Raw genomic sequence first — 12164 nt, 5'->3', positions numbered from 1 at the left:
GATAAATTTTGAATTTGTCACGCTACCATGACTTAGCCTATCGTGACTTGGTCAGTTTCTACGCCAGTCGCACCGCTAACGTTTCTAGCGACTGAAACCATTCTGTTGAGAATATCTTGGCTGGGTACTTTGCCCTTCAGTACGACGGTGCCGCCAGTCTGAGCCACATACAGCGTCTCAATGTCATCCAATTGGTCATCTTCGTCAAATGCTAGAGCGACACGCTTTGCTAGACCACTCTGGTCGTACTCACCATTCAGGCCCACTCGCTCGGGGGGAGTTGCTTCAGTTGCAGAAGGGGCAGCGTAGGATTGTCCTGCGGGTGCGCTTTGGGGCGCTGCTTGGGGTGCAGGAGTTGCATTAATTGCCTGCTGAGGATTCTGAGGCTTCTTAACGCCAAACAGTCTTTGTAACCAACCCATAATCTTGCTCCGAATCAATCTTTACTTAACTTGATTAAAAACATTTCAGGCCAGTCAAGCATCTGCCCAGGAAAAGAGGTCCGCAAGGAGCAGCGCTAACCCTATTGACAGAGACATAGTTAGTTGATCCGGTCAGAAATCCTAGCTGGTTGGGCAAGTTTCATCAGCTCAAGACAGCCTTGCAAGTCTAGGCATTGAGTTGCTAGTTGGGTGGCAAAGCCTGTGCAGCACAACCTCACAAATCTAATTTGATGAATTAATAGTTTTCCAATCGAGAGAGAGCGCGATAAAATGGCGGTCTACTGTGCTGTTGCTACCAGCATTTTGGTTAGACAATTACTGCGATGAAACATACCCTTTCTGTTCTGGTTGAAGATGAAGCGGGAGTTCTAACCCGCATTGCTGGTCTGTTTGCCCGTCGGGGTTTTAACATTGAAAGCTTAGCCGTAGGCCCAGCCGAGCAGATGGGAGTCTCTCGAATTACGATGGTGGTTCCGGGTGATGACAACAGCATTGAGCAGCTCACCAAGCAGCTGTACAAGCTAATCAATGTCATCAAAGTGCAGGATATTACCGAAGTGCCCTGTGTCGAACGAGAGCTGATGCTGCTGAAGGTGAACGCTGTTAGCTCCAATCGTTCGGAGATTGTGGAACTGGCGCAAATCTTCCGGGCGCGGGTGGTAGATGTGGCGGAAGATGCCATCACCCTAGAAGTTGTGGGCGATCCGGGCAAAATGGTGGCGATCGTGCAAGTGTTGAACAAATTTGGCATTCGCGAAATTGCCCGCACCGGAAAAATTGCCTTAACTCGCGAGTCTGGAGTCAATACTGAATACTTGAAGTCTCTCGAAGCCAAGCTTTAGGTATCTGCAGCCACGTCCTGAAGCGGAATTTCGATCCAAAACTCTGTGCCTTGCTCCGGTGCCGAAGTACATTGGAGCGTTCCTTTGTGTTTATCTACAATAATTTGGTAGCTGATGGCTAACCCTAAGCCAGTGCCTTGTTGCGTGGGTTTAGTGGTAAAAAATGGCTCAAATAGTTTTGCCTGCACTGCTTCTGGGATACCTGGGCCGTTGTCATGAATTTGGATAATCACGCGATCGCTCTGATCGCCCAACGGCTGAGTCTTGTCAGGTGCAGCCGTTGAGTTTACTACTGAGGTCTTGATCGTGATGACTCGCGGTTCGGGTTGCTCTTCTAAAGCATCGATCGCATTACTGAGCACATTCATAAATACTTGGTTGAGTTGGCTGGCGTAGCACTCCACCTCAGGCAAATTGCCATATTTTTTAACTACGATAATTTCTGGATCGCGTCCCTTGGACTTCAGCCGATTGTCCAAAATCAACAAAGTACTGTCGATTCCAGCATGAATATCCACAGCCTTGCGTTCCGCTTCATCCAGTCGCGCGAACGTCCGCAGTGACAAAACAATTTCCCGAATCCGTTCGGCCCCAATCTGCATCGAAGCTAAGATTCTCGGCAGATCGTTGATTAAAAAATCGAGTTCGATCGCTTCACTAAATTCGGTAATTTTGGAGTTAGGTTGAGGATAAGCTTGCTGATAAAGTTGCAGCAAAGCCAACAAGTTCTGCGTGTATTGATCGGTGTAAGTTAAGTTGCCGTAGATGAAGTTGACGGGATTGTTAATTTCGTGAGCGATGCCAGCCACCATTTGGCCCAAGCTGGACATTTTGGCACTTTGAACAAGTTGGGTTTGAGTTTGCTTCAGTTCCAACAGCGTTTGGCTGAGCTGTTGCGCTTGGAGGGTAGCAGCTTCTGCCAAGGCGCGATTTTTAGCCTCACTTTCGCGTAAGACTGCTTCTGTGTACTGGCGATCGCAAACTTCCTGTTGCAGTTGGTTGTTAATAAACGACAAGGTTGCTGTTCGCTCTTCTACCAAGTCTTGTAATTGTTCTTGGTGTCGCTTTGAGAGTGCTTCTGCTTGTTGGCGTTGTGTAATATTGCGAATCGCGACGACAACACCATTGTCTGCGTCTTTGAGATGAATACAAGTACAAGAAATTTCTATAACTAACGTGGTATTATCCTGCCGAAACTCATAACAGGCAGTCGAATCCCTCTGACGTTTGAAGGCCATTGTGACTGGATGGGTGGCCACAGAAACAGGCTCGCCATTTTGGATTAAAGGCAACAAATTGATTAGCTTGGTGCCTAAAATTTCAAATCGATTTTTGGCAATTAGGTGATCGAATGCGGTGTTAGACCACTGAACTCTTCCTAGTTCATCAGTCCAGGCGATCGCTTCTGTAATTGCTCCCAGCGCCACCTCCATCTTTCCCAGAGTTGTGCGCAATTTGCTGACTAGGTCAGTTGAGTTAGCCACCATCTGTATCCTTGGAACTGAGCAATGAGGTGATTAGGCATCCAGGGGACGAAGTATGGCTGCAAAAAACCAATTTCCTGCTAACTTTTCAGCCGTAATAAAATGCTCAGCCTCAATCTCTGTGCCATCTTTTTTGACTGCTTTTAGTTTCAACGGGTGGTTGAGAACTTTCGACTGCTCAGTCATGGCAAAGCGCGAAAAGCCCAGGTGGTGGGAATCGTGGAAGCTTCTTGGAATTATTACTTCCAGTGTCTGCCCCAACACTTCGTCGTCGTCCCACCCGAAAACCGCTCTAAAAGGCTCGTTTGCGTAAATGATTAGTCCCTGCTCATCAGTTACTAAAACAGGCAATTCCGCTTGAAGCTTGATTTCTTCGATTGTCTTCATCTATGGCTCGGAGTTGTTATAAAAACAGCTAAGAGGTGAGGCAATAATTGCTACGGAAATTGCTTCTAAGTGAGTTGGAGTCATGGTGGTAGAAAGTTTTGGATGAAATCTTTCCACTCTGAAGATGCACGCCTGATTTAGCACGAACCTTAGCGATGTTGCTAAAGTTACTTATGTTTAACGGAGATTAATGAAAAAAAATTAGTTAAAGCTAGAGCATATCGAACTACTAACTTTGTAAGTTGACGTTTGTCGCTTATGCTTAGTGCCGCATTTTTATAAAGCTTATTCGTGATTTGTCTAGGAGACAATCACACTAAGGTAATATTTGATGCTAAGTACAAGTATGGTAGGCGCTACAGATTCTTGCTACTTGAAGTAAATCAGCAGGTTTAGCCCCGGAATGGTACGCGATAGGGTCCAAAGCAGCAAGGCAATGAAGAGGATGCCTAGGCTCCACTGATACCAAACGAGGGTCGTAATTAAACCAGGCATATCGCGATCGCGCAGACGAATGTCATTAAATCCAAAGCGCAGCAGGTTATTGAAGCTGAAGTCATAATAGTTCAGCCAGTTCCAGCGGCGATCCCAGAGTAGCGGCACGTAGCGCTCCTGGAACAACGGGAAGCGGGGCATGATTGGCATCCGCCCAATTAGGAGGCGCAATTGCCGCAAGCTACCTTCTTCGACAAAATAGCTGACATCCATTAAGTTGTGGTAGCGTCCCTGCTGGTACAACCGTCCCAAGAGCAAAAGAGGAACTGGCACAATCACGACGGCGAGGCAAGCTAAGGTGAGCCAAGGGCGATCGGAGGTTTGAAAAATCGTCACCAGCCCGCCTAAGGACAACACACTGAAGCTACTGAGCACCGCGATCGTTTCGTAGAGAGTCGGCACAATGGGCTTAGGTCGCAACCGTCGCAGGCGATCGATCAGCCAAAACAGCACGCCAAAGTAAGCGATCGCGACAATTTCCACCCCAAACACCAACCAAAAATTGGTGCCATATCGACTCAGCAGCAACAGCAGGCTAAGGCAGAGCCAGTGCAATCCATCTAACACCCACCCAACACAGTTGCGGGAATCGGCAGCAATGGCGCGATCGCGAATCTTGATATAGTCAGCCAGGTCAATGCTGTCGAGGGTGAGCAGTTCGGTCAAGGAGCGAAACGGTTGCTCAACTCGACGCTGGGCGATCGCTTCGGCTTGAGCCGCAGAAAAACCAATCTTGACCAGACGGGGCACAGAGGCAGTGTTGATATTCGTCCCTAAAAGTCGTTGCCGTAGTTCTTGCAGTCGTAAAGATTCGGTTTTGTATTCAATCTGATTGGCGTCACTAATTTGCTCTAGCTGGCGAAAGTTCCGCACCAAATTCCGCAGCAAGCTTTCATTGCCTTGCAACACTGGAACCGAGAGCGATCGCCCAATCTGTCCTGGATTACCCAGAAACTTGGCATGGTCAGCGTCAAACTTTAACCCTGGCACATTCAGGTAAGCCGCTTTACTAAAGCCCGCATCGCTAAAGTCGGCTTGCTCCAGAATGCTTGCTCCTCGCAGATTTACAGGACGACTAAATTGCACTTCCCGGAAGCTCACAGGTTGCTCAAACTCCGCTTCCGTCAGAAAGCAAGACTGCACGAATCGACTTTTATTAAACTGAGCTGCTTCTTGCCAATGGGTTTGGGCCAAGTCTGCATTCCCTTGCCACTGCACCCGACTAAAATTGGCAAATTGTCTAAACATGGCTTGGCTAAAGTTAGCTGTGCCCTGAAATTCACTACTTTGGAAGTTAACGAGTCCCTGAAACTGCGACTGATTAAACCCTGCGCGATCGAAGAATATACTGCTGCGAAATCGAGCTTCTTGATTAAAAGTCGTTCCGGCGAAACTGCTGGGTTGGCTGAATCGGGTGCCCGACCAATCAGCTTCTTGACCAAACCAAGTACCCTGAGCTTCCACCCGATTCAGAAAGAAGGTATTGCTAAAGTTTACCGCTCCTACAAAGCGAGTTTGAGATAGTTTCAGTGGACCACGAAACACGGCAATTTGTAGGGGAGCCAGAGCTTGGGTGCCGACGTTGGGAGTGGTGATCAGCGATCGCGACAGCTCACTCAAGCGAGACAACCGACGGCGATCGCGTCGTAGTTGCTCTTGCTCAGCCGTAGTAAAGATGGAAGACAACGCCTGCCCATACATCGGCGCTCTCAAGCCCAACTGGTTGCCCGCAAACTCTCCTTGAATCACGGAATAGCTCAGATCCAACCCTAAAGGCGATCCAGCCCGTTGTAATTGAGTTTGCAACAAACGGTAAAACTGATCGCGAAACGTGGCATTTTCTGGTCGCAGATCAATGTCGAGGCGGCGCAAATCAATTGTGCGAATCCCCTCACTCTGCGCTGGCGATCGCAACCGTTCCTGCAAGAGATCTAAGGTTAGGAGGGTGCGTTCTGGTGGGGCAGCGGCCCAACTTGGCTGCGGACAGAGCAGTCCTAGCAGCAGATCACACAGCAGCAATAAGCGAATGATTTTACGAATGAATCGGGAGGCGATCGCCCTTTCAGAACGATGCTCCCAGCAATCCCCAAATAGCCAGCGCAAGAATTATGACCCCAATTTACAGCTCTCGGCTAGGCTAAATCACCAAAACTAATTTGCCCGTCATGGAGCCAGCTTCCAGCAAACGGTGAGCCGTAGCCGCTTCAGCCAAGGGCAAAGTTTGTTGCAAATGAATTTTCAGCTTGCCTTCATCAAATAAAGTTGCACAGGCTTCTAGAATTTCAGCCTGATGCTGCTGAGCTGCTACTAACCCTTGCAGCATCGGAGTCAGCATCAATTCCTGACTGACCCGCAAATTACGCATTCTAGCCGTCTTCCAGTTGGCGTTGGCAGTGTCAAAATCTAGAATCGTCACGGCTTCCCCATATACCTTGACTGCCTCTAGGGATTTGAAGAAGTTGCTGCCGCCCACGGTATCAAAGGCAATGTCTACCCCTTCGCCCTCGGTCCAATCCATCACCGCTTGGACAAAGTCAGTCTGTTGGTACAAAATTGCTAACTCAGCTCCCAACTGACGCACCAAGCGAGCTTTTTCTTCTGTACCCACCGTGCTGCAAACTCGTGCCCCCTTGATGGCTGCCAGTTGTACCGCCACATGGCCAACACCGCCTGCACCTGCATGCACCAGTACCCGCTGATCGGGTTGCAAATTGCAGCGATCGAACAATGCTTCCCAAGCCGTAAGTAGTACCAAAGGAGCCGCCGCTGCTTCTTCAAAACTGAGTGAGGCAGGCTTGCGAGCCGCAAATTTTTCATCAATCGTTGCAAATTCCGCATAGTTGCCCGGATGCCCACCCAAGCCGCCGTTGCAGAAGTACACTTCATCGCCCACCTGAAACCGTTGGACTTCTGCACCCACAGCCTCAACCACTCCAGCGCCATCGCATCCCAAAATTGCGGGCATTTGGTCTGGGAAAAACCTGCCTCGTTGTCGCAATTTCGTGTCGATTGGGTTGATGCCAGCAGCTTTGAGCCGCACTAATAGCTCGGTGGGTTTTTGAATTGCTAAATCAGGCACTTCCTGAAGTTGCAAGACCTCCGGGCTTCCAGGGGCTGTCATCAAAATTGCTTTCACGGTTGCTCTCTTAGTAAACAGTTAGGCATCACTGGAGCTAACGGCGGAATAGGCAAGAATTGCTAATTTACCGCCTTAGATAAATGTTACTCAGCTCCTTCATCAGAATACTAGAGAAGGCATTGCTCAGGCTGCTCCTCTGACCCATCGTTTTGGAAATGAGAGATTAGCGATCGCTTACCGAATCCCAGACCCAATTTGAGTTAGACTACGGCTGTGATCTTAGTTCATAAATTAATAGTTATTTTTGTATTTGTAGCTGTGTCAGTGATTATCTTCGATTTCGATGGAACTTTGGCCGATACATTAGAGGCGATCGTGGCAATCACTAATCGCCTAGCCATAGAATTTGGTTACAAAACCGTCAATTCTGAAGAAGTCAAAAAACTTCAGAACTTAAGTTCTCAAGAAATCATTAGATATTCAAAAATTCCGCTCTTAAAACTGCCTTTTTTAATGCGTCGAGTTAAAAACGAGCTAAAACAAGAAATCCCTCATCTAAAACCAATTCACGGCATCCAAGAAGCTTTGTGGGCATTGAAGCAAGATGGAAATCGGTTGGGTATCGTCACCTCCAATGCTGAGAGCAATGTTCTAACTTTCTTGAAGCATCACGGCTTATATGAGCTGTTTGATTTCGTGCATTCAGGAAGCAGCTTGTTCGGCAAAAATAAGGTTTTAAGTCGGCTGCTATTACAAAAACAAATTAACCCCAATACTGTCATCTATGTGGGTGACGAAACGCGGGATATTGAAGCAGCCAAACAAGTCAAAATCAAGTCCGTGGCTGTGAGTTGGGGATTTAATTCAAGACAAGCTTTAGCGAGACAAAATCCTGATTTCTTGATTGGTCAACCAGACGAATTGTTAGCGATCGCTCAATCCATACAAATCGCCAATTTGTAACTCAGAGCCCCTACGCTATAAAAAAGGCGATCGCTCCTTCAACGAGAACAGCGATCGCCTCTTAATTTTATTTAGGTATCCTGATTAAGCGAACGCTACAGCGTCAACAACTGAGTATTGGTCTCAATCAAGGTTGCCAAGTCTTTCAAGAAAGCAGCCGCATGAGCGCCGTAAATGATGCGGTGATCGCAGGTGATATTCACTTGCATTTGCCGCTTCACGCCGAACAAGCCATCATCGGTTGCTACCATTTGAGGTCTGGAAGCCCCGATCGCCAAGATCGAACCTTGACCGGGAGGCAGAATCGCATCAAAGCGATCGACCCCAAACATGCCCAGGTTAGAAATGGTGAAGGTGCCGCTGTTGTACTCATCGGGCTGGAGTTGCTTAGCACGGGCGCGATCGACTAAATCTTTCCAGGTACGAGACAACGAGTAGAGATCCGCTTGATCGGCATTTTTCAGCACAGGGGTAATCAAGCCGCCATCTTCCATTGCGACTGCTACAGAGATATTGATCGCAGAAGGATAGCTGATGCCTTGCTCGGTATAGCTGGCATTCAACAGCGGATGCTTTTGTAGCGTCACCGCGACTGCTTTGGCGAGCAGAGCCGACATAGTGACACCCTTGGATTTCACTTGCTTATAAAGCTTGTCCAGGTTGTCGGTGGTAATGGTATAGCCGACATGGTAGGTGGGGACGCTGAGGCTCACCATCATGTTGCGGACGACCGCGTTTTGCAGCGTGGTCAGCGGTATGACTTGACCGGGAACTACAGGGGCAGGTGGAGAAATTGGAACAGACTTAGGCTTAGAACCTACACCTGGAGGAACTGGATCTACGAGCCTATCTGGAGAAGGTGGAACTGTGCCCCCACCAGAACCAGGAGGTTGAGATTTACCCGCAGCCGCTTCCACATCCTGAGCCACAATCCGACCGTGAGGGCCACTGCCCTTTAATCCGGCGAGATCCACTTTTAAGTCTTTTGCTAGTTTACGAGCGCGGGGAGAAACAATGGTGCGGCCACTGCTGACGCTGGAGCCATTGCCGTTGGTGGCGGTTGCAACTGTAGCTTCTATCGCGATCGCTGCTTGGCGAGATTGAGTTGAGGCATCCGCAGGCGCAGACACAGCCGCAGGGTTTGTCGTGGTCGTCGCTGACTGACCCCCGGCTTTCTGTTTCGCTGTCTCAATTTCAGCTTCCGTCTCGGCAATGAAGGCGATCGTTTGTCCCACCGGAGCGCTCTCACCCGCAGGCACCATGATCACAGCGAGATAGCCTTCATAGAAGGACTCCACATCCATGTCTGCCTTGTCGGATTCGACAACTAGGACGGTTTCGCCTCTCTCAACTTTGTCACCTGACGACTTGGTCCAGGAAACAATTTTTCCTTCAGTCATTGTAGAACTGAGGGCAGGCATGAAAACTTCGTTGATCATGGGCTGGGTTCTGAATCAATAAATCGTTAAAACTGGAGCAAAGCCAGATCGCATTTTATCCTGACAGATGCCACCAGGGCTATCACACAGAACAAAGTTGACTAGAATTGCTGCGATCGCCTTACCGACCCTACAAAAATTCCCACCTGTAACAGTGGGAAACCTCAAGAGAGTTAGAAATCGCACCTAACCTGAGCGATCTGAGCGATCGCACCCATCGTTAGAGAGTCAAGCTTTAGACATCGCCCCGAATTTCTTCGACGATGCCATCCCGCAATAAAACCTCAACTTGCATCTTTTCAACCAAGTTATCGCCCGGCTCGATCCGGAAGAAGCTTTCGATTTGGCCTTGGCTCACTTCTTGGTTGAGTTCTAGCATTTGCACTTGCTGCAACTGCTGGAGCACTTGGTTTTTTTGCTCTAGCAGCTCACTTTTCTTTTGATTGACCTGAATTTGAATATTGTCAATCTGCTGCACTGTTTGAGGGCCAGGGGGTTGCAGACTTTGCTTTTGAATTTCAGCAATCATCCGCTGCCCTTGCATTTCCAACTGTTGCAATTGGCTGTCAAGTTGATTAATTTGCGCCTGGAGTTGCTGCTGAGCTTCCTCCTTCCACCGGGGGGTGACGATCGCTTTAACTGTAATGGCTCGTTTCAGGAGTAATTGTGAATTGGAGACGTCCATAAACATTTCACTTGGAAAATAGTTTGAGGATGGGCAACGCTTGGGAAACAACGCGTACTTGCGCCAACGTTTTTGCAAGAAACGATTCTGTCAAAAACGATACTGCGTCTGTATACGGTGCGTCAGCCCAGCGATCAGGCAAACATCCCGTCGATCATACCTTGATAGCGCTCCATCACAACGGGTCGCCGAATCTTCAAGGTTTGCGTCATCATGCCATTCTCGACTGAGAAGGGTTCCACAATTAGGCGAAATGGCCCCACTCGATCATCGGGGCGATAACCTGGGCGGTTCTGCACTTCCCGATTCAGTTCTTGGCGGAATAAATCTTGAATGCGTTTGTCATCCAAGGCGATCGCCGTAGCCCCGGAAGGATTGGTGCTAGCGGGTTGATCAGGCAAGTTGAGAGATAGGTTTTGCTGAGTGGCCCATAGTTGTAGAGCATCCAAGTTAGGCACAACTAGGGCACCGAGCGATCGCTGGTCTTGCCCAACCACCATAATTTGGTCGATGTAAGGGCTGCGAATACAAGCATCTTCAATCGGTTGCGGCTCGATGTTTTCGCCACTAGTCAAGACAATCGTGTCTTTGGCGCGTCCTGTCAGCACCAAATCATTTTCATCCGTCACCCAGCCTAAGTCGCCGCTATCAAACCACCCTTCCGGGTCAATCGCTTTAGCGGTCGCCTGTGGGTTGTTGTAATACCCCTGCATCACTTGCCGACCCCGAATCAAGACTAGACCTCGCTTTCCGGCGGGTAGAGGTTTACGAGTTTCTGGGTCTACAATGCGAATTTCTGTCCCTGGCACAGGCTGACCAGAAGCACCTTTGAGATTGCGCCAAGGCCGCCGCACATTGGTTACAGGTGAAGTTTCTGTAAGGCCATAGCCCTGCAAAACAGTGACTCCAATAATTTCAAAGAAGTTGTCGAGGTGCTTGGCAAAAGACCCACCTCCACTCACCAAAAACTCGATTTTGCCGCCAGTGGCCTCTCGAACTTGTCGATAAACCAGGCGATCGCCCAAGACATGAACCGGAGCCAGAGCGGCAGCTTTTGCAGCAGCGGCTAACCGTTCAACCGCCGAAGGATGGGGATGCTCTAGGCTCAGACCCTGGATAATGCGCTGAGCGGCAATATATTTTTGGCTAGCCGCCAGGAACGAGTTGATCAGCCTTTGCTTACTCGCTGGCTGCTCGCGAAACTGTTTCTGTACCCCTTCATAAATCGACTCCCACAGACGGGGGACTCCTACCATGTATTGGGGCTTGTATGTTTTCAGATCTTGCTTAACGTGACGGATGCTGGTGTAGACTTGAGTGCAACCTTGAGCTAAAACAAAGTACTCAAAAGCTCGCTCGTAAGCATGCCAGCTAGGTAAAATGCTCAGCACAATATTACCGGGCTGCGGAGGCACAACGGCCCCTAGCATGGTGGCTTGATGCAACAAATTGCCGTGAGTGAGCATGGCTCCCTTTGGCCTGCCTGTCGTACCGGATGTATAGATCAAGGTGGCCAAGGTTTCGCGATTTTGCTGCACAGGTTGCAACGAGTGATTGGCACCCAGCTCCAGTAATTGAGAAAAGTTCAAGACTTTGAGCGTTTCATCAACGGGTGGTTCCTCGTCGGAAAGTAGCACCACGGTTCGAACTGCCAACCCATCCAGTCCAGAGCGTAGTTTCTTGAGAGTGGCTTGATTCTCAACGACCAACGCGGTGCTGCCGCTATCAGCCAGAATAAACAAAAGTTCTTCACGATCTGCTTGAGAACTCCGCACGGCATTGGCTGCTCCAGCCGTCATGATGCCTTGATCCGCCACAAACCAACGGGGGCTGTTGTCGGAGATTAGGCCCACGCGATCGCCCACTTCCACCCCTAATGCCTGCAACCCTGCGGCAAAGTGCTGCATTTGCTGATACACCTGGGCGTAAGTCAGCGATACTTCCGGTTTGGCATGAGGATCTTTTAAGGCCACAATTGAGCCAAATTTCTGAGCCACCATTGGCCAAATTGCTGGCAAAGACTCAACAGCTTGATAGTCCACTAAGCGCTCGAGGTTAGCGCGCTCTGGCTCAGTTAGATGGAGGCTAGGTGCATTAGGAGAGTTCATAGTAGCTCTTTACCTCAAAAACGATCGGAAATTAAGCATAAATAGCTGGTAATCTGTCAATTTTTAATTGAAGGGTTTGATTGAATGATGGGTACTACATCACCGGTCAAAACTTGCTTGATACAGCACTAGGCATCATGGGTACCAAATATAGGACAAAAAGATACAGATAAACTTTCCTCGCACAACCCGCTATAGTTCCACGCTATCCTGACTAGAGTCTAGAGAAAGACTGGTTT

The 12164-nt window shown here is 49.0% G+C and carries 10 protein-coding genes; 2 read left to right on the top strand and 8 right to left on the bottom strand.

Annotated features, from left to right (window positions below; translation table 11 throughout):
* Nucleotides 1–32 precede the first annotated feature (32 nt).
* Nucleotides 33–422, bottom strand: a complete 390-nt coding sequence (locus tag H6F90_RS01715; RefSeq protein ID WP_190435863.1) for a BON domain-containing protein — start codon at nucleotides 420–422, stop codon at nucleotides 33–35.
* 344 nt (nucleotides 423–766) lie between these two features.
* Between H6F90_RS01715 and ilvN the strand changes: the two genes are divergently transcribed.
* Nucleotides 767–1285 carry an acetolactate synthase small subunit gene (gene ilvN / locus H6F90_RS01710; protein WP_190435859.1) on the top strand — a complete coding sequence of 173 codons (519 nt, stop codon included), beginning with the start codon at nucleotides 767–769 and terminating at the stop codon, nucleotides 1283–1285.
* Here ilvN and H6F90_RS01705 read toward each other — a convergent pair.
* The 4 genes from H6F90_RS01705 to H6F90_RS01690 form a co-directional block, all read right to left on the bottom strand.
* Entirely contained in the window at nucleotides 1282–2772 is a 1491-nt protein-coding gene (locus H6F90_RS01705; RefSeq protein ID WP_190549662.1) for an ATP-binding protein, read from the bottom strand. The two genes, ilvN and H6F90_RS01705, sit on opposite strands and share 4 nt — an antisense overlap.
* A 30-nt stretch (nucleotides 2773–2802) precedes the next feature.
* Complete coding sequence (locus H6F90_RS01700; protein WP_190435853.1) at nucleotides 2803–3156, bottom strand: PAS domain S-box protein; 354 nt, start codon at nucleotides 3154–3156, stop codon at nucleotides 2803–2805.
* 369 nt (nucleotides 3157–3525) lie between these two features.
* Nucleotides 3526–5754: a pentapeptide repeat-containing protein gene (locus tag H6F90_RS01695; RefSeq protein ID WP_206756144.1), complete on the bottom strand. Its 2229-nt coding sequence runs from the start codon at nucleotides 5752–5754 to the stop codon at nucleotides 3526–3528.
* A 34-nt stretch (nucleotides 5755–5788) separates the two neighbouring features.
* A complete protein-coding gene (locus H6F90_RS01690) occupies nucleotides 5789–6787 on the bottom strand; it encodes a zinc-binding dehydrogenase (protein WP_190549661.1) in 999 nt (332 codons plus the stop codon).
* Nucleotides 6788–7054: 267 nt separating this feature from the next.
* Between H6F90_RS01690 and H6F90_RS01685 the strand changes: the two genes are divergently transcribed.
* Nucleotides 7055–7693, top strand: a complete 639-nt coding sequence (locus H6F90_RS01685; RefSeq protein ID WP_370587919.1) for an HAD-IA family hydrolase — start codon at nucleotides 7055–7057, stop codon at nucleotides 7691–7693.
* Nucleotides 7694–7788: 95 nt separating this feature from the next.
* On the opposite strand, the gene H6F90_RS01680 is transcribed toward H6F90_RS01685, so the two are convergent.
* From H6F90_RS01680 to H6F90_RS01670, 3 genes are all read right to left on the bottom strand, one after another.
* The gene (locus H6F90_RS01680; RefSeq protein WP_190549657.1) at nucleotides 7789–9132 is read right to left on the bottom strand and encodes a dihydrolipoamide acetyltransferase family protein; all 1344 of its coding nucleotides are present in this window, start codon (nucleotides 9130–9132) and stop codon (nucleotides 7789–7791) included.
* Between the two features lie 235 nt (nucleotides 9133–9367).
* Nucleotides 9368–9817, bottom strand: a complete 450-nt coding sequence (locus tag H6F90_RS01675) for a YlqD family protein (protein ID WP_190435841.1) — start codon at nucleotides 9815–9817, stop codon at nucleotides 9368–9370.
* A 134-nt stretch (nucleotides 9818–9951) separates the two neighbouring features.
* Nucleotides 9952–11925, bottom strand: a complete 1974-nt coding sequence (locus H6F90_RS01670) for a long-chain fatty acid--CoA ligase (protein WP_190549655.1) — start codon at nucleotides 11923–11925, stop codon at nucleotides 9952–9954.
* Nucleotides 11926–12164 lie beyond the last annotated feature (239 nt).

Source organism: Trichocoleus sp. FACHB-591 (genome assembly GCF_014695845.1).
In the GTDB taxonomy this organism is placed as follows: Bacteria; Cyanobacteriota; Cyanobacteriia; order FACHB-46; family FACHB-46; genus Trichocoleus.
The sequence above is the reverse complement of the archived record's forward strand: the minus strand, read 5'-3'. Positions and strand labels throughout refer to the sequence as shown.